We start from the raw sequence: 24,888 nt of genomic DNA on the forward strand, positions 1-24,888 counted from the left end.
TCCTGCTTTGAATAAGGCATTACGCCATTTATGTAGGTCGTGTTGTCGTCTGGAATAGAAGAATGGAACATGAAGAGAAATACCGAAGTGTTTTTCATGAAGCGTGCGTGAAAAGAGGGTACTGCATTTGAAGCAAGTAGCCTAAAAAGGTAACAAACTCCTCCCTTCCTGTCGTATAAAAAGATAGTGGAATAAAAGCGGATAATGGAAAAAAGTTGCCTTATGCAAAAAAAAACAAAAGTTGATTTTTCGAACTCCCATCATCTGGCTCTGATATTAGCACAGAGAATGACGGACGAGAAGATCTATGTAACAAATTTATCCAAAATGATTCTTTAGACCCTAAAAACTCATTTATTTAATAGGAATAATAAGTTTTGTAAAATAAAGTCGAAAATTGCTGTGTCGAAAAGACTCCACGCTTGCCGTTACACACGGCTTTTGGACCGCATAGGTTATGTTGAACTGTCCTAATCATGCTGTTCATCTATACAGCAGCAAGGGAGGTGAGACGGGAGCATGAAAAAGCGTGGAAGAGCTGGATTCAAGATTAATCGGAGGCGGCATTCTAGGGCTTATTATCATTCTAAGATGTGGCTGCCGTACCGAATGCCGAACATGGATAAGAAGCCGATAGTCTCTGACAAGAGCGATGTACTCGAAACGGAGAGAGGGGCACAAATCGGCGAAGCGCGGCCATCTGAACCATCATCAGCGGGAAAGATTATCGTATCTGTCATTATTCCGGCCATGAATGAGCAAAGAACAATCGGAGCTGTGATTCGCGAAGCGCGCCATGTCCATCCACATACAGAGGTTATCGTCGTTGAGAACGGATCACACGATAGAACGGCGAAGGTGGCTGCGGCGGCGGGGGCTCGTGTACTTTCCTTCCCGGAACCGCTCGGACATGATGTTGGCCGTCGTATTGGAGCGGAAGCGGCATCCGGACAGATCCTGCTTTTTCTGGATGGTGATATCGTCATTCCCTGCGTCAGACTTCGGCCATTTATACAGGCCGTAAGTGCAGGAGCGGATGTGGTGCTGAATGATTACCATGGACCTGTGAATCGCACGCCCATACATCCTGTAGTTGAGGCAAAGCATGTATTGAATATCTTGTCGAATCGTGCTGATTTAGGGGGAGCCTCTATGACTGGTATTCCACACGCCATAAGTCAAAAGGCTTTAAAGGAAATAGGTCTAAAGTCCTTGGAGAAACCTCCCCTATTTCAAGTGATGTCCATCGTCTCCGGGTTGCGAGTGGTGACTGTACATGGAATAGCTGTCGGTAAAATGAACGCAACACGTAAAAAACAGAACGGCAAGGACCCGCTGGCAGATGTAATTGTCCAGGATCACCTGGATGCTATTGCCTGGCTTACATCACGTCTGGGAGCACGTGCGGGATATACAGATTTGGAGCGCAAACGGATCAGAGACGAGGTGAAAACGTGACTAGAGTATATCGTAGAAGAAAGCGTGAAGACCCGGGCTGGGGGCTAAGACGTATACAGCGAAAACGAGAAACGACGGCTTCGATGCATAGCCGCAGGGTGAGAAAACTCTCACCTCGGGCAAAAGAAATGCCCGAAGTCCATCTGACTGAGGAACGTGAAGCCTCCAGTGATATTGTATTGCAGGGGACCGCAGCAGCCGTGGTCAGCGTCTGTAATGAGGAGACTACGATTGACCGGGTACTGGGTGAGCTGGAAAAACTTCCGCTTGCGGATATCGTGGTCGTATTAAACGGCTGTACGGATGGTACGCGCTCCGCCGTAGCCAAACGTCATCCTGGCGCGACTCTCGTCGACGTACCGGGTCGTCTGGGGCATGATGTTGGCCGTGCGGTAGGCGCACGTCTGACGCAGGCTGATATTGTGCTGTTCGTGGACGGAGATTTGCCGATCCCAGCGTCTGATTTGCTGCCTTTTCTTCAAGCGGTGGATCAGGGAACGGATGTGGCGCTTAATGATCTGGGCAGACATTTGCCGCCTTATACCCAGCAGGACAGCGTAACACGGTGCAAAGGGTTTCTGAACCGCGTACTGCGCAGGTCGGATCTTGGAGCAAGCTCATTGACCGCTGTACCGCATGCATTATCTCGGCGTGTGCTGGATCAACTTGGGCCAGCCGTGCTTGCGGTACCGCCGAAGGCCCATGCGATGGCGATTCTGCATGGCATGATCGTGGCAGCCGTACATGCTGTCGATGTGATTAAAACAAACCGCAAGCGGACCTTCAATGTCGGGAAAGGGAACGCTATGGAGCAATTAATTATCGGCGATCATGCAGAGGCGCTGACGGCCGTGTTTCAGGTAGCCGGGTATTCTCCGTTAGGGCCTGTTCCAACACGGGTAGACGTTGCCAAAGGGAGGAATGCACGATGAGTCTGACGAGCATCATTATTCCGACTTATAATGGCCTGCATTTATTAAAACCGTGTATCGAGGCGATTCGAACACATACCATAGATGCACCGTATGAAATTATTGTTGTGGACAACGCTTCGAATGACGGGACGGATGATTTTTGCGCATCTGAGCGGCTAATTAGCATACGTCTTCCTGAAAACAGGGGCTTTCCGGCAGCTTGTAACAGAGGAATTCGTCTGGCTTCGGGTGACCAATTCGTCATTTTAAACAATGATGTGACGGTTACACGGGGATGGCTATCGAATATGTTGGCTGCTTTGCATAGTGAAAGCACAGTGGGATTGGTGGGACCGGTGACGAATTACGTCAGCGGTATTCAGCAGATTCACGGAATAGAAGGAGATATGGCCAGCTGTCTGAGGTATGCGGAGCAGAATAATGCAAGTAATCCCTCCAGATGGCAAGAGGTCAAGCGGTTGGTCGGGTTTTGCCTGTTATTCCGGCGTGAGCTGATGGAACGGATCGGATTGCTGGATGAACGGTTCAGCCCCGGACATTATGAGGATGACGACTATTGTCTGCGTGCACGCGTGCATGGCTACAAGCTGCTAATGTGCAATGACTGTTTTGTCTATCACCAGGGAAATGCGAGCTTTTCGCGCTCGGAATCTTCCTGGCTCAAAGAGCTGATCGAGCGGAATTATCGATTATTTATAGAAAAATGGAGCGTAGATCCCAGAGTGTTTATCGAAACGGGAATCCCATGCACTGAACATGCTGTCGAAGGAGGAAGGAAGATATGAAAGGGGTTATTCTCGCAGGAGGAACCGGGTCGCGCCTTCATCCGTTGACTACATTACTCAACAAGCATCTGCTTCCGGTCGGCAAGTATCCGATGATCGTATATGGTATTGAAAGGCTGCGACAAGCGGGGATTACCGATATGCTCATTATTATTGGTAAACAATCGGCCGGACTGTACACTGATTTTTTAGGCAGCGGCAGTAATTATGGTGTCCAATTGACATACCGGATTCAAGAAAAAGCGGGCGGCATTGCGGAAGCACTCGATTTGGCAAGAAGCTACATGCAGTCAGAGGAGAAGTTCACTGTTTTATTAGGTGATAATTTGTTCAAGGAAGACTTGGGACCTGTCATCGAACGCTTCAAACAACAGCCACCGGGGAGTGCCAGAGTCTTGCTGAAAAAGGTGGCAGATGCCCGTCGTTACGGGGTACCCGTGTTTGATCCCGAGCGCCCAGAGAGCATTACGCGGATTGAAGAGAAGCCGCAGCATCCCCAGTCCAAATATTGCGTTACGGGTATCTATATGTACGATACTGCCGTATTCGATAAGATCCGGGAAATAACGCCTTCAGCACGTGGTGAGCTTGAGATCACCGATGTTAATAACTGTTATGCTGCTGAAGGCAAGCTGGAATATGATATTTTACGGCGCTACTGGAGCGACGCAGGAACCTTCGATTCCCTTCAGGAAGCTGGAGTGAAAATGAAGGGACTTCTACCTTGATTTCAATGAAACACCATCCAGCCGGGCCAGGCATATAGTATAGGCATAATGCCACCCGGAGGAGTGAACGGCATGAAACGCCTGAGTACGCAAAGGAAACACAGCAAACGGCTCGGAAAGAAGGGCTATTGGTCAGGATATAACAGGGGCCAGGAGCAAGGCAGGAAGTTGGGGCAGGCTTCGTTCGGCAAGATTTTTGAAGGCGTAAGTATTATCATTGTGTCCTGCAATCAGCTTCAACAGCTCCGTGCTTGCATTCATCATATTGAGGAGAATACGAGCCATCCTCACGAAATTATTGTAGTGGACTGCGGCTCGACGGACGGGACACCTACCTATTTGCTCCGTAAAAGCATCGCTGTACGCTATGCGCTGCTAACAAAGGATGTTCAGATGATCGGCAGTCTGAATCAGGGACTGATGATGGCCAAAGGTACAACTATTGTTGTACTGGACCCAAACTCGATGGTGACTCCTGGCTGGCTGGACCGGTTGATGGGCTGTTTATACAGCGATTCGCGTATGGGAGTTGTCGGCCCTGTAACGAATGGTCCATTCGGAGAACAGCAGATTGAGGTTCCTGATATGAATGAAAATGAAGTACGTCCATTTGCCACGGCCCATAATATTCCCAACCCGGATGCATGGCGAGAGAATGAAAGCCTGGCCGCATTTTGTCTACTACTGCGCAGAGACACTTTGGTAAAGACGGGATATTGGGACGAAGGATGCCACAGTATTGAGGAAGCCTATGCAGATTGGCTGCTGCGTGTACGCTTGTTGGGGATACGTATGGCAATTGCCGGAGATGCGTTTATCCATTTTGCAGAAAGTGATCGGGATACGGTTTATGGTTTTCCTCAAACGGCCGAAAGCATCGGTTCAACGGAGGAAAGGAGCCGGAACCGATCCTTTTTTGTCCAAAAGTGGGGGACGCGGATAAGCTGTTCCACGACCCGGAATTTGGAACAGCAGAGCCGCACGGCCAAGGATTATCAAGTAAGGAAGCCCACTTATCAGCAGCAAGTTTTTATCCCGTCGGAGCGCTTGTTCAGGGACCTTCCGGTGCAGTATTTCGGATAGAGCCGGGAAGTAGACGGCGGCTGCATGGAGCCAGTGATGCGGGAGATAAACATGTGCGTCTCGTTAGAGTGTCTCAGCTTGATTTGTTGGCGCTTCCCTTGGTAGGTGAGCCGGAGGCGACAGTCTCCGGCAGCGCTGACGCCCCCCCTGTAGCTGTGGCGCCTGAGGAACCCTTGCCCGTGCTGGCGGCTCCTGAGCTGGGGAACATGTCCATGTTGCCCACACTTCATATCCCGGCTCAACGCAAACGGTGGATTGAGTTACTGTATGCTGAAGGTGGGCAACTGTACCAAATCGGCAACGGCTGGAAAAGACCGTTCCTTACCCTCTACGCTGTGATGAGCTGGCGGGCTGAGGACTATCCAATTCAGTTTTTGTCCTCCGAAGAATTGTCGGCATTGCCGGAGAAGCAGCCTATTATTGCTCCACCAGTGTTGCAAGGGCATTTATGATGATCGAATAGGCTTTTTTAGGCGGAACCGACTACTCGCTGCGGCATACGCTGTAGTAGCGGAAAGCCCGTAGGTATTTCGTGCGTTCCGCACGGCGGAACACATAAAGGAGGGGCTTATGCATAACGAGTTAGATGATTTGCTGATCCATATTTCGCACTCGCAGCAGCAGATGTCTAGGCTGTTGGATGCGGAACGGCAGGTGGTCGTGCGCATGGCACAGATCATACATGAACTGCCGGATGAGGAGCCGCGTTTTGATGGAATTCCGGGCATTATTGATAGCTCGGGACAAGTAAACAAAAGCATTGTTGCCTATTTGAACGGTATTGCCGACCTTCAGGAAGCAATGGCTGAAATGCTCGTTCGTGTCGTGAAGGAGACGGCATACTCGGAAGAGGAGTAGTGTAACAATCGAGGGTAGGGAGTGAACACATGAGTAGGGAAAAAGCAATGATTCACATGTTGGACGCAGCCTCCAAGATGCAGCGGAATGTGTCTATGATCCTGGAGGCCAAGGCGGTCGAAGCAGAAAAAATGCGTAATTGGACGCTGAACCATCTGGCGCCTCACGCATTTGACACCGATGAAGAGCAGCTGGGGCGGCCTTTGGAAATTCACGAGCAGATGGTGGAAATGCTGGAGGGATTAACCCGGCTTCAGACTGGACTATGTAGCAATCTCAAAGCATTGCTTGACCAGGATGAGCAGCAGGGTGGCGGAATGGAAGGGATGATGGGAGGCATGGGCTCGGGGGATATGAACTAATGAGCATGAGGCGTGAACGTGAGATTAAGCTGGATATGATGGAGTCTATTGCTGCCAGCCAGCACGCCGTTGCCCGGATGCTGACCAGTCTTGCGGACTTGACGCCCCATGCGGATATGTCGGCTCCCCGTCTGGAAGAGACCATCCGTATACTCAGCAACTATCAGGGAGAAATCACGAAAATGTTGGCAGGTATTCCTTTAAGAAGACAGGTATATGGGAAACCGACGAAGCCGTGGCTCCATGTGCCTGTTCAAAAAAATGAAACCCAGACGAGAAAGCAAAGGAGGAATGAAAATGAGTACAAGATGGGAACGCACTACTCGAGACAAAGCGCGCAAACGACGTAAAGATGCCCGGCGTTCTAGCATTCGTAGGTTAAAACGGAGAAGAAGACGTCTGCTTGCTCTTAGACGCCGTAAAAGGGGGCTTCATTCAGTACGTAGAAGACGTTCTCTTCTGCGGCGGCGGAAAAAACCTCAAGCTAATCCAGCCGCAGCTCCTTCTGCGGAGAACCCACAGCCCGCTCCTGTTGTATTGGAGCATGACCCGCAGGCATTCCAGCAGGGATATGATGCTGCTTACAATGAGGGTTTCAATTCAGGCTTTGCCAAAGGTTATGAAGATGGCCACCAGGTCGCTTACAAGGCACAGTAAACTATGAAAATCATCTATTACGGTTAACCCCCCGAAGCCTAGCAGCTTCGGGGTTATTTGCGTTTCGGTAGTTGGACGGGCAAACGCCAATTTTGTCCGGGCAGTGGCAGTCGTCCATGATGCGTTTGACCCCTGTGCATATAGTTTAGGAGTGACAGAAGTTTATCCTACAACAGGACAGGGTGAAGGATGTGAATGATCAACGAAGCGGAAATGAACGCGAAGCACACCGATGCGGCTATCGGGAAGGGCGCAGAATGGGCGGTTGCACGGCTGCTCTGTCACAGGTCGTGGCAATACAACCTGCTGTTCGCCAGTTGAAAGTGTTGTATATTCCGCAAGGTTTCGCAGCTATAGACACAGGTGTGCAAGAAGCATTGAGCCAAATATGCAGCTCGTGCGCCATTGGTACTCCTGCCACGATGCTGGCTGACGCTGAGGCTCACCGTCCAGACCTCTTATTGGTCATGAACGGGCTGCATGTTTTTCCAGCGGATCATCTGGAACAGGTACAACAAATACGAGCCATGGGCATTCGGACGGCCATATGGTTTGTAGATGATCCCTACTTTACGGAGGATACGGCGTTGATCTGTCAATCCTACGATGTCGTTTTTACGCATGAAATTTCTTGTCTGCCGTTTTATCGGGATCAAGGAGTAACGAGGGTCCACTATATGCCGCTTGCTGTGTCAGCCCGTATCTTTTATCCACGTCGGGTAGAGCGTGAGCATCAGCATGATATTTGCTTCATTGGGAATGCCTTCTGGAACCGTGTGAAGCTGTTTGACTACCTTGCTCCCTTCTTGGCGGATAAAAGAGTGCTGATCGTAGGTGGGCACTGGGATCGGCTAACCCGGCGGGATGTGCTGGAACGCTTTATCCGTCCGGGTTTTATGGAACCGGAAGAGACCGCTCAATACTATAACGGCTCCAAAATTGTTATCAATATGCACCGCCCGACAGACCCCGGACTGGATAATCGGAATACACACCAGTTGTCAGCGGAGTCCATCAATCCTCGGACATACGAAATTTCTGCTTGCGGAACGCTTCAAATGACGGATGTGCGGAAGGATCTGAGCCGTTATTACCAACCAGGCTATGACATTGAGACCTTCTCGGGAGCAGAGGAATTGAAAGTGAAGCTGGACTACTATCTCAAGCATGACTGGGAACGCGAACGCATAGCCTGGCGCGCACTGCACACAACCATGCAAAAGCATAGGTACTCGAATCGTATGGAAGAATTGCTGGACAAGGCGATGGCCTAAAGTAAACACCATAAACAGTGAGGAGTGAAAGTGATGACGATATCTACGACAGGACCGTATGACCCAGCTGTTCACCAGACGGCGGCGGCCTCCTGGGAGAAGGGGAGAGCTGCGGGACTCCATGACGGATACGACGAGGGATACCTGCGCGGACGTGCTAACGCGATTATGTCGCGAACCAAAGCAACGTTCCCTTCTCGACAGATCCATGTACTGTATGTCGTCTCGGGCAAAGGCCTTCCGTATTCTCCGCTGGATGAGGCGGTCATTACCACGTTGCAGAGCATGACGGCTCAGGTTACCGTAACAGACCCGCGCCAGCCGGTAGGAGATATTGCCGCTCAGCTTCGTCCGAATCTGATGCTGGCACTGGATGGGATGGATCTACCGTTAGGACAGGTGGCTGCAGTACGCCAGTTGGGCATTCCCACTGCCATCTGGCTGACGGACGATCCCTATTACACCGATACGACGACCAAAATTGTGACGAATTATGATTATGTGTTCACCTTAGAAATGAACTGTATAGAACTGTATCGTCAGTTGGGTTGCACGTCTGTGCACTATTTGCCCTTTGGAGCATTTTTGACTCACTATTTCCCACTCAGCTCGCCTGCTTCAGTCCGGCGTGAGATTGGATTTACAGGTTCAGCCTACTGGAATCGCATCTATTTTTTCAATCCGATTATGCCGCAGCTCATGGCTCGTAACATTAAAATCAACGGAATCTGGTGGGATCGTCTCCCGGATTATCAGTCGTATGGTGACAAAATTGAGCTGGGACGCTGGATGTCTCCGGCTGAGACAAATGATACGTATAACGGCAGCAAAATCGTAATTAATCTTCATCGTTCCCACCAGGATGATTCAGTGAACAACAACTCACTGAAAATTCCGGGGGTTTCGCCAAATCCTCGTACGTTTGAAATTTCCGCTAGTGGCACGTTGCAACTGACGGATACAAGAGACGATCTGGCTCGTTTTTACAAGCCAGGCGAAGAGATTGAAACTTACAGTTCTCAGCAGGAACTGCTGGAGAAGGTTGAGTTTTATTTAACGCATGAAAAGGAGCGCCGTGAGATTGCTCTGCGTGCGCTGGAACGAACCCTGCGGGAGCACACGTATGGTCACCGGATTGACCAACTGCTATCGGTCATATTCCCATAAGGCCATTCACACACGTCCGATGGTTGTTATTTTTAAAGGAGGTGAACTCCGATCAAGCCGAAAATGATGCTATTCAGCCATGTCAGCAACGTTCGCAGTATTACAGGGGCGGAAAAGCTGCTGCTGCAATTTTGCCTAGACGTTCGTACGTATTTCGATTGCATTCTGGTAACGCCTGGTGAAGGGCGGCTAACCTCAATGGCCCGCAAGCGTGGGATCACTGTCCAGATTCAGAATCTATTCATGCTGCATGGCATGTATACCCCGTACGAGGGATTGGCGCAGGATGCGGAGAATTTGCGAAATCATGTGGCGTACGCGCCGTTGCTCCAGATGCTTGGGCAAGCTCGGCCTGATGTGGTGCTGGTCAATACCTGTGTGAACGTCATGCCAGCTATGGCTGCCCAAGAGCTTAATATTCCGGTGATCTGGAAAATAACTGAGGTCATTAATCAAAATGCGCATACGCCAGTTTCTGTCTCCATTATTGAGCGTTATAGCCAATGGGTCATCGGCATTTCGCAAGCGGTTATGCGTCCTTTGTATGGCGGGGGATTGACACGTCAGCATACGGTGTTGTCTCCATGTCGGGATATGGAAATGCCGTCTCCCAAAGAGCATGTGCTGGAACGGAAGAGGAAACGTGAAAAGCTGGGACTGCGGGATTTTCATATCTGCATTGGTTATATTTCATCCTTTATCTACGAAGCCAAAGGGCTGTTGCCTTTTGTCCAAATGGCTCTAAAGCTGTGTGAAACCAATTCGCAGTGTCGTTTCTGGATCATCGGCAGCTCAGTGGACTCCGAGTATTACGTAAAATGTGTCTCTTTGATTCGCCAGTCCCGTTATAGCCGCCGCTTCCAGTTCAGTTCATTTGAGGAGTCCGTCTCAACAGCCTATAGCGCAATGGATATTGTTGTGATCCCTAGCATGGTGGAGGAAGGCTTTGGTATGACGGCCCTGGAGGGTCTGGTTTACGGCAAGCCTGTAGTAGCCTTTGCTCAGGGCGGGCTTGTGGAATTGATGGAGGCGACTGGAAATACAGATTTTTTGGTAGAGCCGGGAAACAGCGACATCCTGGCGCAAAAAGTAGGCTACCTGCTCGATCATCCCGAGGAAATGGAACGAATTGGTGTGCGCAACAACAGTGCGGCTACGCGTGTGTACGGACCCGATTCCTACCGAAGCAGTCTGCATGTCATGGTCAGTCAATGGGTATGTCATCATCCGCATTGGTTCCCATTGATTCAGCAGCCGGGTGGACCGGTATGGACGAGGGAAAGCGAAGGACTGCGTCAGGTCACTGCTATACCTGAGGCTTATGCCCACACTGTTCGAGAATTTCCCGAATCGGTGGTTAATCAACTGCCGGTGCTGGGCCTGCCGCCAATTGAATATGCAGCTATTCAGGGCTTGCCACAACCAGCTCCCCCTTTGCCTGAGGCACCATCTGAGTTGCCTCGCCGCAAGCGTAGTATTCGGGCAAGATGGCCAAAGGGACGCAAGCATACCAGACTGCGGAATCGAAGGTACAAGAGAAGCGCTGGCAGAAGCCGTCTCAAGAAAATTCACGGGTCCCCGTTATATCGAAGATCCAAGTCCAAACAGAAGCTCAAGCGGAAACTCAAACTCCTGTCACGGCGATCCAAAGCGCACAAGCAGAAGCGAGTCATACTCAAGGCCAGACAGCATTCCAAACAACGGTCCGGGTGAACATACACCGGACCGTTGAGATGAACGTTTAGCCGGAGCACAGCCAGTCTGCTGGATGGCTATTATTCATTGAACTCCACAGTTCTATGAAACAACGACAGCAAAGGTGGGTTCCAAAACCATGAAAATATTGACCGTGCTCGGCACAAGACCGGAGATTATACGGCTCAGCCTGATTATTCCGAAGCTGGACCATTATGCAGATGAACATGTGCTTGTGCATACGGGCCAAAATTATACGGAAAGCCTGAGCGGACAATTCTTCCGCGAGCTGGGTTTGCGCGCCCCGGATTATGTGCTTCAGGAGAAAGCGGGAACGCTGGGCAAACAACTGTCTGCCATGTACTCGCAGATGGAGGACATTTTAAACAAGGAACGCCCGGATCATGTACTTTTGCTAGGTGATACGAACAGCGCCTTATGTGCCCTGCTTGCGGAACGTATGGGTTACCCCGTTGTGCATATGGAGGCAGGGAACCGCTGCTATGATCTGGATGTGCCAGAGGAGAAGAATCGGCGCGTCATTGATGCGATTTCTACCATTAATATGCCTTATACAGAGCAAAGCAAGCAGCATCTACTACGCGAAGGCTTTCCAAGCCAACGAATTATACTGACTGGAAATCCGATCTATGAAGTAATGCAACACTATGAGAAAGAGGTATCCGGCAGCGAAATTCTGAAAAAGTTAGGACTGTCGATAGGAAAATATTTCCTGGTCACTGCCCACAGAGCTGAAAATGTCGACCATCCGCCGCATTTGCTGGCTATTTTGGATGGTCTTAACCGGGTAGCCCGGCAGTTCGGGCAGCGTGTCATTTGCAGTATTCATCCCCGCACGGCCGCCCGGATCGCAAGCCACCCGCCGATCCAGCTTGATCCGCTGGTAGAATTCCACGAGCCGTTCGGTTTTTTTGACTTCGTTCTGCTGGAGCGACATGCCCGCTGCGCTTTGACGGACAGCGGTACCGTACAGGAAGAATGCTGTGTCATGGGGGTGCCGACGGTCACGATGCGTCGCACGACCGAAAGGCCGGAAACGGTAGATTGCGGTAGCAATATCGTGTCCGGTCTTGATGGCGAGGTTATAGCAAATGCGGTAGCCTTAATGACCGGGATAGCTCATAAGTGGCAATGTCCCGCAGGCTATCTGGCGGAAGATGTGTCGGATAAGGTAGTAAAATTTCTGCTTGGAGGGAAACGGCATGTTTGAAAACAAACGTATCTTGGTTACCGGCGGTACCGGCTCCTGGGGGCATGAGCTGGTTGCCCAGTTATTGCCGCGTAACCCCAAAGAAGTCATTATCTTTTCACGCGGAGAATCGAGTCAGGTTGCAATGAACAGGCAGTTTGAGGATGAACGACTCAGCTTCTGTATTGGGGATATTCGGGATAAGGATGCGCTGACTACCGCTTGCCAAGGAGTAGACTATGTATTCCACTTGGCGGCTCTCAAGCACGTACCTGTCTGTGAGGATCAGCCCTATGAGGCGCTCAAAACGAATGTCGTAGGCACCCAAAATGTAATCGAGGCCGCTGTCGCCAATCAGGTAAAGAAGGTCATATATATATCGACTGACAAGGCGGCCAACCCTTCCAATTTTTATGGTATGACGAAGGCGATTGGAGAAAAACTGATTGTTTACGCCAATTTGCTGAATAGTGATACACGTTTTGTGACGGTACGCGGCGGTAATGTTTTGGGTACAAACGGAAGCGTGGTGCATTTGTTCCAAAGCCAGATTCGCCAAAAGGGCAAGGTTTTCATCACAGATATGAACATGACCCGCTTCTTCCTGACCTTGCGTGATGCCATCAGTCTACTGTTCAAAGCTTCAGTAGAAAGCGTTGGCGGCGAAATTTTTATCATGACCATGCCAACCTGCCGTATTGTGGATTTGGCTGAGGTGCTCATTGAGGATTCAGGCGTGGAAAATGTAGAAATCATAGAAAAGGGCGTCCGTCCCGGTGAGAAAATACACGAGATTTTGATGAGTGACTTTGAAAGCCTGACAACGGTAGTATATGACGAGCAATATTTGGTCATTCTCCCGACACTGAATATTCCTCAATTAAAGGACCGTTATAATCAGTGCCCTCCGGTATCGTTCAGCAGCTTTAGTTCGGAATTCAATTTGATGTCAAAAGAGGAGATTCGAAGCATTCTCCAAAGCGGGGGGTTCATCAAATGAAGCTGCTTATTTTGGGCGGGAACGGCATGGCAGGCCATGTTCTGGTTAAGTATTTTCAAAACCAGAGCGGGTATAACGTGTTCTATACCACCCGTGATTCCGCAAATAAAGGCGGTCTCCTGCTGGATGTAAAGGACAGCTTTATGGTGGAGCAGCTGGTACGGAGTGTACAGCCAGACGTAATTATTAACGCGGTTGGCGTACTCAATCAATATGCCGGGAAAGATCAGATTGCGGCATACCAAATCAATGGATTGCTGCCGCATCTTCTCCGGCAGACGGCGGACAGTATCGGTGCCCGATTGATTCATATCAGCACGGATTGCGTATTCGAAGGAAAGCGGGTTCCTGGCCTATATGAGGAGACAGATCAACCTGATGGGACAAGTGCCTATGCTTTGACGAAAATACTCGGAGAAGTAAAGGCACCACGGCATCTGACCATCCGTACCTCTATTATCGGACCGGAGATTCGGTCAGGCGGGATTGGCTTGCTGCACTGGTTCTTGCAACAGAGCGGAGACGTTGACGGATACCGCCGGGTCTTTTGGAACGGAGTCACAACGCTGGAATTAGCAAAAGCGATACAAGTGTTGATGAATGAGCCGTTGGACGGACTCATTCATCTGGTTCACCCTGAACCGATCAGCAAGCATGATTTGCTGCTTCTGTTCAAAGATATCTGGAAGAGAGAGGATATTCGGATCGTGCCGAAGGATGAGCCGGTGCAGGACCGGACGCTTCGTTCTACCCGGGCCGATCTGCTCTACGATGTTCCTCACTACAGCATCATGCTGAAGGAGCTGCTGGAATGGACAGAAGCACAGCGGAACAACGTCGGCCAGTCATAGCCATTACCGGAGCGGCGGGCTATACCGGGATGCATGCCTGCCGCTATTTTGCAAAACTTGGCTGGGAGGTGGCAGCGCTGACTCGCACTGCCGCTTCTGCTACAAAATTGACCTCACAGACTGAAAATGATGGGGATTTCAGCCTGGAAGCGGGCACACGTGGCTGTATTACACCTTATGTGTGCGACTTGCTCGACAAGAAACGTCTGGGCGAAGTGATTCGACACATTGCTCCGGATTATGTGCTTCACCTGGGTGGCAAAAATTCCGTACCTGAATCTTGGCAGAGTCCATTGCTATATATGGAATCCAATGTACTGTCCACCCTGTATCTGCTCGATGTACTGCGACCTTTCCCCCAAGCCAGAATTGTTGTTGCGGGTTCTCGGCTAAAGACGGCTTTACAGGCACCATACCATCCAACGCATCCATACAGCCTTAGCAAAAGCATTCAAGAGGCAGTCGCGCTCTCGTGGGGCGCGCTGTTCGAGCAATCTGTCATGTTGGCAGAGCCTTGCAACCTGATTGGCCCGGGTCCATCCACCGGCTTTTGTGCATTACTCGCGGGGTATATCGTTCGGACAGAACGCATGAAAGAGCAATTCGTAACGGAGGCAGCTCCGTTTCGCGTGTCTTCCCGACATGCGCAGCGTGATTTTCTCGACGTTCGTGATGCAGTTCGCGCCTATGGCGTGCTATTGGAAAAGGGAGTGCCAGGCCGAATTTACTCGGTCTGCACAGGCCGCATTGTGGAACTGGGAGATATCGTGGAACGTATGGTTGCGCTGGCGAAAATATCTATTCCCATACAATGGGGAGATATAGCCGAGCCAGCGGCAACGGAGGCATATCGGGCGCAGGAGCTGGAGGAGATGGGCTGGAAGCCGACCATACAGCTGGGGCAATCGCTGGAGGATATGATTCAATACCGCCGAGCTGGAAAGGAAGGAACGATATGAGACCAAAAGTAACGATCGTCATTCCCTTTTATAACTGTGCATATGTGGATCAGGCTTTACAAAGCGCTTTGGAGCAAACCTATGGGCCGCTTGAGATTATTGTCGTCGATGACGGGTCCACCACACATGTTAATATGCTTCAGCCCTATCTTCCCTATATACATTATTTGGGCAAGTCTAACGGTGGAACAGCCAGCGCTTTGAATCATGGTATCCGGCATGCCAGCGGTGAATATATTGCGTGGCTCAGCTCCGACGATACCTACCATAGGGACAAAATTAATAACCAGGTTTCTTTTATGATCGAACAGAGTGCATACATCTCTCATACTAATTTCAATTTCATCAATCAACACAGCCAAGTCACAGCCTATCAAGCAGCTGCTGTATTTCCGTCCCTGACGGAGTTTTACCGTTTTTTCCAGCAGGGGAATCCGGTCAATGGATGTACGGTGATGTTCAAAAAGGAGCTGTTTGCACATATCGGTTTGTTCGATGAACTGCTGCCGTACACCCATGATCTGGATATGTGGTACCGAGTAATGCTGGCAGGATATCCATTTCCTTTTCTGAACGAGTCCTTGGTTAACTACCGCTGGCATGATGAAATGGGAACCAAAAAATATTGGCCTGCTGTGGAACAGGAGTACAACATCACCCAAGCACGTTATCGAGATCGCTTCAGTCAGATGTTGGGCGGTTTATCCTCATGAAGCGAAAGTTTGTCAGGGGGGATTGATATGGTAGATACGGGGATTGTTATGCCGCTGTACAAACAGGATATTGGTTATCTGCAAGCTGCGATCTCATCCGTACTAGCCCAGAGTTACAGGGCATTTCGCTTCATCATTGTGATTGACGGGGCGCCGGAAATGATAGAGCCGGCGCTTCACGCAGCAATGGGAGACCCGCGCGTTCAGTTAGTTACACTCCCTCAGAACCAAGGAGTATCCCATGCCCTTAACCGGGGATTCGATGAGTTGTTTAAAGATCCAGCGATCAAGTATGTGACCTGGGTATCCAGCGACAATGTGTATCATTCATCCTTTATCGAACGATTGCGGTGCGAGCTAGAGCGGGGGCCCGATTCGCTTGGACTTGTGTTCTCCACCTTCCGTCAGATTGACGCTGCGGGTAATCCGTTATACGACCAGCAGCATCAACAAGCGCTGATTCGGTACCAAAGTCAGCCGCATCACGAATTGTTGAACGCCAGCATTGTCGGGGTGTCATTTATGTACAAAAGCCAATATGCCCGTCTGATCGACGGCTATCGGCTGCAACCTGTAGAGGATTATGATTACTGGCTGCGGCTGACCGAGACATGCAACATGAAATTCATCCCGGAGATCCTGATGGATTATCGGGTGGATTCTGCTTTTAGTGTATCGGCCAGCTTGCGCAGCCAAAAAGAACATCGACGCTGGCGGCATGCATTTCAAATCGCCAAACATGAGGCCAGGGCCCGCCGGGGTATCCCACTTGAAATGACCATTTTAATGCCTATTACAGATATGGCTCAAGCTGAGCCGTTGCTCGATAATCTGCTGGAGCAGCATTACAGTAATTGCATCGTGCGGTTGCTGGATATTACGCCGGAACAGGGAGCTTCTTCCTTTCTGGAAATGATGCTTGACCCTCGGCTAATCGTAACGCCGAGACCGCATTATTCCGTCAAGGAAGCACTGATTCAGGCGATTGGTGAAACGACAACACGCTTTGTTGTATGCTTCGGTGTCAAACCTTATATTGCCGTGACAGATTTGTTGTATCTTACGGATTTATTGCGCCCTTTGCAGGATACACATGCCTTTTCCTACTATACAGATGACCACTCAACCATCGGCAGCGGCCGAGGGGTTCAGTCCGTTCCGCCGGAATGGAATTACGTGTATTATACCCACAGATTGCATCAGGCACTGGAACAGGGTGGCTTTTAAATAACAGGGGACAGTGCCGGGATTGTGGTCAGCTCGGACTGGAGAACACGATGCTCCTGTACAACATTACCAAACTGATCCAGTCCAAAGTTGGAAAGCACAACATTGGCTGGAGCGACGGAGACTACGTTGTATTGCACCTCATAGGCAAGAACCCCTTGTATAAAGAAGGTCCGGCGTGCAATCGAGTTTGCGGGCAAATTAACCGATGTTACGTACAGTGGTGTCTTGGTATCCGGTACGAGTGAGAAAAAAATTTGGATGGTCACGGTTGCCGCGTTCACTGTGTCCTCATTGACCAAATTTACAACAACATTGGAGCAGGCAGTACCAAAATCCCTTGTGTTTGTCATATATCCGGTTGTAAAAGCCAATAGAATCATCCTCTCAAAACAGTATGATGGAATCCCTCAATAGGGATGCTTCTATACTATGAATCTATGGAGAGGAAAGCTTGTATGGTTGTCTGTAGGCTATACCGAAAAAAGTACATTTTGATAGAAGCACTTCAGGCATATCTATATATAATGAAGGGAATGCTCGCGATGCCTTTGAATTTTCAAGTAACACCCAGCGGCCTGCCCAAGTTTGAGCCTAGTGTTGCTGTTAATTTGCTGAATCCGAATATCGTTGTGGCTGTAGCTGTTGACTTTAGCAGCGGGCCCCCTTTAATTGGACTGTATCGCTCACTGGACGCCGGGGCGAACTGGACCGATACGTTACTGCCACTCCCACCGGGATATACAGGAGCAGAGGCAGGAATGGTGGCCTATCTTTTCCCCAATATTTTTATCGTATCGGCGCATGTGTTTCCGGGAAATGAGAACGGGGCTGTCGTGATCTACCGTTCTACGGACAATGGGGCCAGTTTTGATCCTCCGGTGGTCATTAACCCAGGCTATGGAGATTACATTAATAATGACTGGACCAATATTACGACAGATAACGCAGGGGCAAGTCCGTATCTAGGGCATGTCTACGTTACGTATAACCGCCAATACAACGTAGAGGTTAATGCTCGGTCAGCGGCCTTCTACCAGCGCTCCACTGACGGAGGATTGACCTGGGATCGACCGTTAATGCTTTCCAATATCCAGTCCTCCACAGAGCGGCCTGAGCCTGCGGTCGACAAATATGGCAGTGTATATGTCAGCTGGATTCGTACGGGGCCGCAAACACCGGCTTTCTTTATCCGGCGTTCTTTTGATGGAGGGTCCACTTTTAGCGGGGATATTCTTGTGTCCAACATAACACTGGTACCTAGTCCGTTGCCCGTCCCCGGATATGATTTTCGTGTATTGAATTCTCCCTGCTTGGCAGCAGACTGCTCGGGGGTGCCTTCTACAACAAATACGCTATATGCCGTGTGGCAGGATTTTGGTCAGGGCTACAGCAATGTGTTGTTGTCCAAATCCAGCGATTTTGGCGGTACCTGGAGCGCCCCAGTCATTGTGACAGACAGCCCGCCGGGTTCTCAAAATTTCTTCCCTGCGATTGCAGTGTCGCCCAAGACGGGGCTGGTCGTTGTTGTCTACTATACGAATCGCCTGGACGGCTTTAATCTGGATGTGTTCGCCGCTCAATCATCAGATGGGGGAAATACCTTTACGAACAGTCGTCTCACAACGACTTCCTTTAACCCGAATGTAGGTGGGGGCGAATCAGAACTGATCGGCGACTACATTGATATCGCCATTGTACCACCGAACAGCTATATATCCGTCTGGACGGATACGCGCACAGGCAGTTTAACGATTTTTGCTGGCGTACCGGGAGGTGAAACCTGATGCCGAACGTACAGCTTACGCCCAGTGGAAGGCTGGCACAGGAGCCGAGTGTGGCTTTCAATCTGCTCGACGGTACCATAGTAGCTGCTACCATTGATTTTACGACCGGACCGCCGTTGACAGCAGTATACCGTTCAGATAACGGCGGTGTCTCCTTCACACAGCAGATTTTACCGCTGCCAGTCGGTTATGTAGGGGCTGAATCCCATAGCGTCAGCTATGGTTTTCCCAATTTGTTCGTCATAGCTTGTCACGTATTTACCGCAGACGGCTTGAGCGGTACCATCGCTACCTATGTGTCCAGAGACAATGGGAATACATTTGATCCACCCGTGATTGCCCAACGAGGGTATGGGACGTTTGTCAATAATGTGGAAGTCAGCGTGAAATTCGATACTTCACAGGTCAGCTCCTATACCGGCAACATCTATTTATGTTATACGCATCAGTATAACCCCGACTTTTTCGGCGGCTCAGTCATGTTTTTTCAACGCTCGCAGGATGGAGGAATCACATGGAATACACCTGTGGTGCTCACTCCTGGTTCCAATCAGATCACGCGCGGAGAAATCACCGTGAGCATTACAGGGGTGATTTATGTCGGGTACATTGTGACGAATCCGGTTAACCAATATCAGGTCATTGTGTCCTTCAATGGGGGGACTTCGTTCAGTTCCTCGCTGCCAGTGTCCTCTGTCGTCCCAGTTCCAAGTCCGCTGCCTGTGGTCGGTTTTGGCTTTAATGTATTGCCGACGGCCAACATTGCCATAGATCGTTCCACCAGCCCGAATCAGGGGACGCTTTATGCGGTTTGGCAGGATAATCGGGCAGGGTATGCGGATGTGCTGCTTGCCCGGTCCGTGGATGGTGGATTAAGCTGGACTGCGCCGCAATCGGTGACAGGAGCCAGTGCAGGAGCACAGCATTTTTTCCCGGCCATTGATGTTTCGCCCGTGACCGGTGTGATTAAGATTGTGTACTACACCAATCAAATCATAGCCTCTTTATTAGATGTATTTGTTGCAGAATCATCTGACGGAGGGAATACATTTACGAACCTCAGAATAACAGACAGTTCCTTTAATCCTAACGGGATTAGTCCTGTTCCAGTGGTCACGATCGGCAATTTTATTGATGTAACGATCGTGCCGAATAACGGTTTTTTTGCGGTCTGGACAGACGCATTATCGGGTTTCCAGCAAATTTACGGAAGCAACGGAATGTAGCTTAACGTACGAGACAGAGGAGGTGGGGCTGTTTTGAAAATTTTGTTGGCTACGTACTGGCCGATTCCTCATTTGGGTGGTGTGTGGCCCTTTATGCTGCAAATTAAACGAAGACTTGAGCTACTGGGTCACACGGTAGACTTGATGGGGAACGGACCGGATACCCCTAAATACCATATTGTTTTTGAAGATAAGGAGTTGCTGAAGGATCAATTGCTGCCCTTGCTGCATACGAAGCTGAATGAATCAGCTGCCCCTGTATTACATTTGGATTCATGGGTGCAGACGGTGGAAAAGGATCGATACTGTATGGAACTGGCGGCAGCCTATTTCGGGGTTGAGCAGTATGATGTGATTCATACGCAAGATGTCATAGCCACTCGTGCTCTAAGTCGGGTCAAACGCAAAGACAGTGCGTTGGTAGCAAATATTCATGGCTCGCTGGCTCGTGAAGTCATGATGGCTCTGGAGCGGGATCATGAAGAGGGTTACCGCGAGACGCTGATGTGGAAATATTATTGGGCGCTGGAGCATTATGGCGCTATTTCCGCTGATATTACGATTACGTCTACAGAATGGATGAAGCAGACGCTTGTGCGTGAGTTCGAAGTGCCTGAGCAGCAGATTGCCACTTTCCAATATGGCTTAGACACCGAACACTTCTGGGAAGTCCATGCCAGGGGAACAGACATGACACGACCTGAGGGGAAAAAAGTTATCATTTGTCCTTCTCGGCTGGTCTATATCAAAGGGCTACATTATTTAATGAGCGCTCTTGGCCTGTTGAAAGCAAGCCGTACGGATTGGGTTTGCTGGATTGTTGGGGAGGGAGATAAGAGGGAAGAGCTTCAGGCACAGGCGAAGGAGCTGGGGCTGGAAGAAGACGTGGTATTTCTCGGACATCGTGAAGATGTACCTGCCCTTTTACAACTGGCGGACCTTTTTGTACATCCGAGCATACAGGATAATCAGCCGTTTTCGGTCATGGAGGCACAGATTATAGGGCTTCCGGCAGTGGTATCGGATGCGGGTGGACTGCCGGAAATGGTGAAGCATGAACACACTGGACTGGTTTCCCCGGTTGGCGATGTGGAGGCACTTGCAGCTCATTTGCAGCATTTACTCGCTCAGGATGAAGTACGGATAGCTATGGGGAATCGTGCCAAGGCATGGGGAACCGCGCACTGGTCGCTGGATGTTATGATTGAACGGCTCGTCAATATTTATGGGCAAGCGCTTAATCAGGTGCGTTGATTCGATAGTTAGGAGGGAGAGCATGACTTTTCCTATCGTTGGAGACTTGTACAACCGTATTTTTGAAATCCAGCAGTCACATCCAGATCAGATGGTCGATTATGCAATCTGGAACCGAATTAACACCTCGCTGCCAGAGGATTATAAGCTGCCGGATGCTGACATTTTGGAACGGCTGAAACAATCTGCGCCATGAGCATACAGACCATATAAAAAGGCAGGTCGGGCTTACATTCCCACCTGCCTTTAGTTTATTTCAGCTCATTGTTCATCCGGGTTGTCATCCATTTGGTCTACATAAACCGAGCCTCGCATCATAAGTGGTCCCGTAACAACAGCACGGTGGTCAGCTGATTGTACAGTCAAGCAGTATACATGAGTCTCTGCCTGTCGTGCTGTTTCCTCATAGCTTAACTCGGCAAATCCCTCCTGATAACAGGAGTCCTGCAGCCAATCCAGCACGGGTCCCTGCTCATCGTTGCGGCGCAATCGAATATCCAGCTCCCCAATATCCCAGTTGAGCAGCGGATTCTCCCATGCCAAAGAGACTTCGATGAGAATGTGGCCCTCAGCTTCACCTGCAGGAATGATCAATGTAGAGAGCACGATCTCCTGTTCGGTAACCTGAAAAGGCAGTGCATATGTGCCTGCTTCAGCTTTGTTTTGAACTGTATATTTCAACAACATACAATTTTCCTCCTCTGCCTGTTCATTAAGGTGTCACGGTAAAATGACTGGCTGTCCGCTTAGCGACTACGTTCCCGTTCTCCACAAATTCCGCCAAGATAAACAGCGTTTCTGGATTGTAAATATTTGTGACCACTCGCAGATAAAATGGATTTTGGGCTGCCTCCATATCTTTGATTTCCAGTACAGAGCCAGCTTCGGGAGAAGGGCTCAGCCGAAGAAGTTGCCGCCTAAAAACACCACTGTCATTCCCCATTTCCAACAGCACATCAACAGATCTCTTTTCACGATTGAAAAAGGTTACATGGCAGCTTTGTATATGGGCGCTGTGGTAAGCGAGATGATGATCGACAGTTAAAAGAAACACGGACATATCATGATGCCTCCTTGAATTCCGTTAGGTTACCAGCCTTATATGATATGAAAAATAACCGCGAGTGGACTGGATAGTTGTACGCCTCTTTGACTAAAAGCGCGTCAGTGTCCAACCCTTTTTGCCATGCTGTGCATGTAATGTAGAGTGAACAATCTGCGGCCTGAAGCCCCTATTTGACTACAGAAGAAGCATAGAGCTAGATCGGGGGAAGGGTCGCTTTAACAAAGGAGGCACGGCTATGAGACTCGCACAGCTGGCAGGGGAATATGACGCGGTCTTCAGTCTGGGGCAAAACTGTACACCTGCCATTCAATTGGAAAAGAACCGTTTGCGGCCGTTTGCCGGGGTGCTGGATTGGATGATGTCTGACACGCTCTCTGATGTGAATCGCTTGCTTGAGAATCGGTTTGCAGGTTTTATGGATTTGCCCAATTTAAGTGTCGTTGGTACGAGCCAACTGAATTATATGGTCAGAGATATTGCTTATAATGTGATCTCGGTACACGATTTTCCGCAGGAACGTAACACGTCCGCAGATCTGGTGACCTATCCCGAGTTCAGGGAAAAGATAGACCGTCGTATCGAACGTTTTTTTGCAAAAACACAGATGGCCAAGCGCAACTTGTTCGTCCGTATGCTGGGCACCTATGAAGAAGTAGAGGAACTGGAGCGGATCTTGTCGGGGATCGTAGCGAATGAATTTCGGTTGTTAGTGGTGAATTGTTCCGGTGTAACGGAGTTGACGGAGGTGGATTGGCAGCTTCCTCATGTATGCGCAGTGGAAATGCCTTTTGCCGATGTATGGAATTACAAGAGTGATCCACACTGGCGCACCCTTTTTGAGGGAATGTCCTTGTCGAAAAGGGGAGGTCGTCGTGCTTGAACGGTTGCAAGGGGAATATGACGCAGTGTTTAGCCTGGGAGGGCATTGCTTACCATCGATTCAGCTGGATAAAAACGGACTGCGTCCGTATGCAGGTCCGCTGGATTGGATGATTTCTGGCAATTTGTCACAGATCAGTCGTTTACTGAATGAGCGATTTGCCCGTTTTATGGATGTTGAAAGCCTGCGTGTCACAGGGCATGATTACGGAGGTCATAACTTCCTGGTTGAGGATGCGTCCTATGAGGTTACAGCAGCACACCATTTTCCGGTTAGCCAGAATACATCAGAGCAGCTGGCGTCTTATCCTACATTCAAAACGACACTTGATCGCCGCATCGCACGTTTACTGGAGAAATTCGCATTGGCTTCCCGTCTGCTGCTGGTTCGTGTCGGTGGCAGCCGGGAGCAGGCGGTAGAACTGCATGATGTGTTGTCACAGAGGGTTACCTATGATTTTCGCTTGTTATACGTGGATTATACAGGGACTGAAGGTGTGACGGAGCTGAATTGGGGACTGGAGCGATTGGTTTCAGTAGCCCTGCCACCCGAGGATATATGGAACGGTCAGGATGAAATGTGGCGTTATATGCTGGACAACGTCAGACTTCATGTCTGAGGTGCGGAGACTATAGGAACACGTATAGATTGTCTTCCACCTGTGCTTGCGCCTGCGCCAAGCTGTAGAGCATCGCATAACATGATGCGAAGGGAAGATAGATGCTTCGGTTTAAAAGGAGGGTGCGCTAGTGAAGGCTTTGGTCACCGGAGGAGCCGGATTTATTGGTTCCCAGCTGGTACGTGCGCTTGCTGACTCGGGCGTCAGAGTGCTTGTGCTGGATAATCTGACGACCGGGAATGCTGCAAATGTAGACCCGCGCGCGGTCATGCATATTGCAGATATTCGCAGCCCTGAAGCCAGGACGCTGCTGATTCGGGAAAGCCCGGATATTGTGTTTCACTTGGCTGCACAGGCTGATGTGCAGCAATCCATCCATCACCCCGATGAGGATGCGGATGTGAATGTGCTGGGGACGATTCATTTGTTGCAGGCCTGTCGTGATGCGGGTGTGTCGAAAATCATATTTGCCTCCACATCCGGCGTATATGGAGAGCTGCAAAAGCAATGTATTCAGGAAGACGATCCCGTGGAGCCTATTTCAGGCTACGGACTGTCCAAGCTGACCGCAGAATCGTATATTCGGCTTTTTTATCGGTTGTACGGTTTGAACTACACGATTTTGCGTTACGGAAATGTGTATGGTCCCGGTCAGGCAGCGAAGGGAGAGGGCGGTGTCGTCGCTATTTTTATAGAGCGGCTGAAAAAAGGCAGCCCCTTGCTCATTCACGGCGACGGAACGCAAACCCGTGACTTTGTGTACGTCAAGGATATAGTTCGAGCCAATATGGCGGCTATGCATGCAGCGGACCAACGCACGGTGCATGTAAGTACGGGACGAACGACGTCCATCAATCGGCTGGCCTATGATTTACTAAAGCTGCACGGTTCGTCTGTGCGCCCTGTGTATTCACCGGCGCGGGCGGGAGATATTCACCACAGCTGTCTGAGTAACGCAGTCGCCAGACATTGGCTTCGTTGGGAACCGCTATACGGTATCTCTGCCGGTCTAAAGGAAACGTACGTGAGCAGTATGGGCACAGGCAAAGAAGGCGTATAGGGCTAACGAGCGCGCGAATCAACCAAGAGACTGA

27 protein-coding genes and 1 pseudogene are annotated in these 24,888 nt (G+C 50.0%); 25 read left to right on the forward strand and 3 right to left on the reverse strand.

What is annotated here, in order from left to right; translation table 11 throughout:
* Positions 1-519: 519 nt before the first annotated feature.
* From G7035_RS13710 to G7035_RS13795, 18 genes and pseudogenes are all read left to right on the forward strand, one after another.
* Positions 520-1,458 carry a glycosyltransferase family 2 protein gene (locus tag G7035_RS13710; protein ID WP_016820064.1) on the forward strand — a complete coding sequence of 313 codons (939 nt, stop codon included), beginning with the start codon at positions 520-522 and terminating at the stop codon, positions 1,456-1,458.
* Positions 1,455-2,390: a glycosyltransferase family 2 protein gene (locus G7035_RS13715; RefSeq protein WP_016820065.1), complete on the forward strand. Its 936-nt coding sequence runs from the start codon at positions 1,455-1,457 to the stop codon at positions 2,388-2,390. The genes G7035_RS13710 and G7035_RS13715 overlap by 4 nt, the downstream gene beginning before the upstream one ends.
* On the forward strand, positions 2,387-3,178 hold the full coding sequence (locus G7035_RS13720; RefSeq protein WP_016820066.1) for a glycosyltransferase family 2 protein: 792 nt from the start codon (positions 2,387-2,389) through the stop codon (positions 3,176-3,178). Before G7035_RS13715 ends, G7035_RS13720 begins: the two co-directional genes overlap by 4 nt.
* Positions 3,175-3,906, forward strand: a complete 732-nt coding sequence (locus G7035_RS13725) for a sugar phosphate nucleotidyltransferase (RefSeq protein ID WP_016820067.1) — start codon at positions 3,175-3,177, stop codon at positions 3,904-3,906. Before G7035_RS13720 ends, G7035_RS13725 begins: the two co-directional genes overlap by 4 nt.
* Positions 3,907-3,978: 72 nt before the next feature.
* A pseudogene (locus tag G7035_RS13730) lies at positions 3,979-5,441 on the forward strand (glycosyltransferase family 2 protein).
* 118 nt (positions 5,442-5,559) lie between these two features.
* The gene (locus tag G7035_RS13735) at positions 5,560-5,847 is read left to right on the forward strand and encodes a hypothetical protein (RefSeq protein ID WP_016820069.1); all 288 of its coding nucleotides are present in this window, start codon (positions 5,560-5,562) and stop codon (positions 5,845-5,847) included.
* 29 nt (positions 5,848-5,876) lie between these two features.
* Positions 5,877-6,209: an alpha-helical endospore appendage domain-containing protein gene (locus G7035_RS13740; RefSeq protein ID WP_013372833.1), complete on the forward strand. Its 333-nt coding sequence runs from the start codon at positions 5,877-5,879 to the stop codon at positions 6,207-6,209.
* Complete coding sequence (locus G7035_RS13745) at positions 6,209-6,559, forward strand: hypothetical protein (protein ID WP_019688498.1); 351 nt, start codon at positions 6,209-6,211, stop codon at positions 6,557-6,559. The genes G7035_RS13740 and G7035_RS13745 overlap by 1 nt, the downstream gene beginning before the upstream one ends.
* Positions 6,507-6,866 (forward strand): FliH/SctL family protein, encoded by a 360-nt coding sequence (locus tag G7035_RS13750; RefSeq protein ID WP_049789276.1) that lies wholly within the window; start codon positions 6,507-6,509, stop codon positions 6,864-6,866. Before G7035_RS13745 ends, G7035_RS13750 begins: the two co-directional genes overlap by 53 nt.
* Before the next feature lie 182 nt (positions 6,867-7,048).
* The gene (locus tag G7035_RS13755; protein WP_019688496.1) at positions 7,049-8,140 is read left to right on the forward strand and encodes a CgeB family protein; all 1,092 of its coding nucleotides are present in this window, start codon (positions 7,049-7,051) and stop codon (positions 8,138-8,140) included.
* 33 nt (positions 8,141-8,173) lie between these two features.
* A complete protein-coding gene (locus G7035_RS13760) occupies positions 8,174-9,307 on the forward strand; it encodes a CgeB family protein (protein WP_019688495.1) in 1,134 nt (377 codons plus the stop codon).
* A gap of 63 nt (positions 9,308-9,370) precedes the next feature.
* Positions 9,371-11,020 carry a glycosyltransferase gene (locus tag G7035_RS13765; protein ID WP_019688494.1) on the forward strand — a complete coding sequence of 550 codons (1,650 nt, stop codon included), beginning with the start codon at positions 9,371-9,373 and terminating at the stop codon, positions 11,018-11,020.
* Positions 11,021-11,141: 121 nt separating this feature from the next.
* Entirely contained in the window at positions 11,142-12,233 is a 1,092-nt protein-coding gene (wecB, locus tag G7035_RS13770; protein WP_017427322.1) for a non-hydrolyzing UDP-N-acetylglucosamine 2-epimerase, read from the forward strand.
* Entirely contained in the window at positions 12,226-13,212 is a 987-nt protein-coding gene (locus G7035_RS13775) for a polysaccharide biosynthesis protein (RefSeq protein ID WP_016820076.1), read from the forward strand. The genes wecB and G7035_RS13775 overlap by 8 nt, the downstream gene beginning before the upstream one ends.
* Complete coding sequence (locus G7035_RS13780; RefSeq protein ID WP_016820077.1) at positions 13,209-14,063, forward strand: dTDP-4-dehydrorhamnose reductase family protein; 855 nt, start codon at positions 13,209-13,211, stop codon at positions 14,061-14,063. Before G7035_RS13775 ends, G7035_RS13780 begins: the two co-directional genes overlap by 4 nt.
* Positions 14,024-15,022 carry an NAD-dependent epimerase/dehydratase family protein gene (locus tag G7035_RS13785; RefSeq protein ID WP_019688493.1) on the forward strand — a complete coding sequence of 333 codons (999 nt, stop codon included), beginning with the start codon at positions 14,024-14,026 and terminating at the stop codon, positions 15,020-15,022. Before G7035_RS13780 ends, G7035_RS13785 begins: the two co-directional genes overlap by 40 nt.
* Positions 15,019-15,735 (forward strand): glycosyltransferase, encoded by a 717-nt coding sequence (locus G7035_RS13790; protein ID WP_019688492.1) that lies wholly within the window; start codon positions 15,019-15,021, stop codon positions 15,733-15,735. Before G7035_RS13785 ends, G7035_RS13790 begins: the two co-directional genes overlap by 4 nt.
* A 27-nt stretch (positions 15,736-15,762) precedes the next feature.
* On the forward strand, positions 15,763-16,962 hold the full coding sequence (locus G7035_RS13795) for a glycosyltransferase family 2 protein (RefSeq protein ID WP_019688491.1): 1,200 nt from the start codon (positions 15,763-15,765) through the stop codon (positions 16,960-16,962).
* On the opposite strand, the gene G7035_RS13800 is transcribed toward G7035_RS13795, so the two are convergent.
* A complete protein-coding gene (locus G7035_RS13800; RefSeq protein WP_016820081.1) occupies positions 16,959-17,336 on the reverse strand; it encodes a hypothetical protein in 378 nt (125 codons plus the stop codon). The genes G7035_RS13795 and G7035_RS13800 overlap by 4 nt on opposite strands.
* 84 nt (positions 17,337-17,420) lie before the next feature.
* On the opposite strand from G7035_RS13800, the gene G7035_RS13805 reads away from it, so the two are divergent.
* From G7035_RS13805 to G7035_RS13820, 4 genes are read left to right on the forward strand one after another with little or no spacing between them, the layout of a single operon-like run.
* Entirely contained in the window at positions 17,421-18,749 is a 1,329-nt protein-coding gene (locus tag G7035_RS13805; RefSeq protein ID WP_016820082.1) for a sialidase family protein, read from the forward strand.
* Positions 18,749-19,975 carry a sialidase family protein gene (locus tag G7035_RS13810; RefSeq protein WP_019688490.1) on the forward strand — a complete coding sequence of 409 codons (1,227 nt, stop codon included), beginning with the start codon at positions 18,749-18,751 and terminating at the stop codon, positions 19,973-19,975. Before G7035_RS13805 ends, G7035_RS13810 begins: the two co-directional genes overlap by 1 nt.
* Before the next feature lie 33 nt (positions 19,976-20,008).
* Positions 20,009-21,229 (forward strand): glycosyltransferase family 4 protein, encoded by a 1,221-nt coding sequence (locus G7035_RS13815; RefSeq protein WP_019688489.1) that lies wholly within the window; start codon positions 20,009-20,011, stop codon positions 21,227-21,229.
* Positions 21,230-21,251: 22 nt separating this feature from the next.
* Positions 21,252-21,425 (forward strand): hypothetical protein, encoded by a 174-nt coding sequence (locus G7035_RS13820; RefSeq protein WP_016820085.1) that lies wholly within the window; start codon positions 21,252-21,254, stop codon positions 21,423-21,425.
* A 65-nt stretch (positions 21,426-21,490) separates the two neighbouring features.
* On the opposite strand, the gene G7035_RS13825 is transcribed toward G7035_RS13820, so the two are convergent.
* Both G7035_RS13825 and G7035_RS13830 read right to left on the reverse strand, forming a co-directional pair.
* A complete protein-coding gene (locus G7035_RS13825; protein ID WP_019688488.1) occupies positions 21,491-21,916 on the reverse strand; it encodes a hypothetical protein in 426 nt (141 codons plus the stop codon).
* 25 nt (positions 21,917-21,941) lie between these two features.
* A complete protein-coding gene (locus G7035_RS13830; protein WP_017427330.1) occupies positions 21,942-22,289 on the reverse strand; it encodes a hypothetical protein in 348 nt (115 codons plus the stop codon).
* Positions 22,290-22,530: 241 nt separating this feature from the next.
* Between G7035_RS13830 and G7035_RS13835 the strand changes: the two genes are divergently transcribed.
* From G7035_RS13835 to G7035_RS13845, 3 genes are all read left to right on the forward strand, one after another.
* Positions 22,531-23,175: a DUF1796 family putative cysteine peptidase gene (locus G7035_RS13835; RefSeq protein ID WP_016820088.1), complete on the forward strand. Its 645-nt coding sequence runs from the start codon at positions 22,531-22,533 to the stop codon at positions 23,173-23,175.
* Complete coding sequence (locus G7035_RS13840; protein WP_019688487.1) at positions 23,168-23,794, forward strand: DUF1796 family putative cysteine peptidase; 627 nt, start codon at positions 23,168-23,170, stop codon at positions 23,792-23,794. Before G7035_RS13835 ends, G7035_RS13840 begins: the two co-directional genes overlap by 8 nt.
* A gap of 130 nt (positions 23,795-23,924) precedes the next feature.
* Positions 23,925-24,854 carry an NAD-dependent epimerase/dehydratase family protein gene (locus G7035_RS13845; RefSeq protein ID WP_017427333.1) on the forward strand — a complete coding sequence of 310 codons (930 nt, stop codon included), beginning with the start codon at positions 23,925-23,927 and terminating at the stop codon, positions 24,852-24,854.
* Positions 24,855-24,888 lie beyond the last annotated feature (34 nt).

It is taken from the genome of Paenibacillus polymyxa (assembly GCF_015710975.1).
GTDB lineage: Bacteria > Bacillota > Bacilli > Paenibacillales > Paenibacillaceae > Paenibacillus > Paenibacillus polymyxa.

Bases quoted from the DNA above. Each gene is read 5' to 3' on its own strand.
- G7035_RS13710 (WP_016820064.1), top strand. From the start codon at position 520: ATGAAAAAGCGTGGAAGAGCTGGATTCAAGATTAATCGGAGGCGGCAT.
- G7035_RS13720 (WP_016820066.1), top strand. From the start codon at position 2,387: ATGAGTCTGACGAGCATCATTATTCCGACTTATAATGGCCTGCATTTA.
- G7035_RS13725 (WP_016820067.1), top strand. From the start codon at position 3,175: ATGAAAGGGGTTATTCTCGCAGGAGGAACCGGGTCGCGCCTTCATCCG.
- G7035_RS13735 (WP_016820069.1), top strand. From the start codon at position 5,560: ATGCATAACGAGTTAGATGATTTGCTGATCCATATTTCGCACTCGCAG.
- G7035_RS13740 (WP_013372833.1), top strand. From the start codon at position 5,877: ATGAGTAGGGAAAAAGCAATGATTCACATGTTGGACGCAGCCTCCAAG.
- G7035_RS13745 (WP_019688498.1), top strand. From the start codon at position 6,209: ATGAGCATGAGGCGTGAACGTGAGATTAAGCTGGATATGATGGAGTCT.
- G7035_RS13750 (WP_049789276.1), top strand. From the start codon at position 6,507: ATGAGTACAAGATGGGAACGCACTACTCGAGACAAAGCGCGCAAACGA.
- G7035_RS13760 (WP_019688495.1), top strand. From the start codon at position 8,174: ATGACGATATCTACGACAGGACCGTATGACCCAGCTGTTCACCAGACG.
- G7035_RS13765 (WP_019688494.1), top strand. From the start codon at position 9,371: ATGATGCTATTCAGCCATGTCAGCAACGTTCGCAGTATTACAGGGGCG.
- wecB (WP_017427322.1), top strand. From the start codon at position 11,142: ATGAAAATATTGACCGTGCTCGGCACAAGACCGGAGATTATACGGCTC.
- G7035_RS13775 (WP_016820076.1), top strand. From the start codon at position 12,226: ATGTTTGAAAACAAACGTATCTTGGTTACCGGCGGTACCGGCTCCTGG.
- G7035_RS13780 (WP_016820077.1), top strand. From the start codon at position 13,209: ATGAAGCTGCTTATTTTGGGCGGGAACGGCATGGCAGGCCATGTTCTG.
- G7035_RS13785 (WP_019688493.1), top strand. From the start codon at position 14,024: ATGGACAGAAGCACAGCGGAACAACGTCGGCCAGTCATAGCCATTACC.
- G7035_RS13790 (WP_019688492.1), top strand. From the start codon at position 15,019: ATGAGACCAAAAGTAACGATCGTCATTCCCTTTTATAACTGTGCATAT.
- G7035_RS13795 (WP_019688491.1), top strand. From the start codon at position 15,763: ATGGTAGATACGGGGATTGTTATGCCGCTGTACAAACAGGATATTGGT.
- G7035_RS13805 (WP_016820082.1), top strand. From the start codon at position 17,421: ATGGTTGTCTGTAGGCTATACCGAAAAAAGTACATTTTGATAGAAGCA.
- G7035_RS13810 (WP_019688490.1), top strand. From the start codon at position 18,749: ATGCCGAACGTACAGCTTACGCCCAGTGGAAGGCTGGCACAGGAGCCG.
- G7035_RS13820 (WP_016820085.1), top strand. From the start codon at position 21,252: ATGACTTTTCCTATCGTTGGAGACTTGTACAACCGTATTTTTGAAATC.
- G7035_RS13825 (WP_019688488.1), bottom strand. From the start codon at position 21,916: ATGTTGTTGAAATATACAGTTCAAAACAAAGCTGAAGCAGGCACATAT.
- G7035_RS13830 (WP_017427330.1), bottom strand. From the start codon at position 22,289: ATGTCCGTGTTTCTTTTAACTGTCGATCATCATCTCGCTTACCACAGC.
- G7035_RS13835 (WP_016820088.1), top strand. From the start codon at position 22,531: ATGAGACTCGCACAGCTGGCAGGGGAATATGACGCGGTCTTCAGTCTG.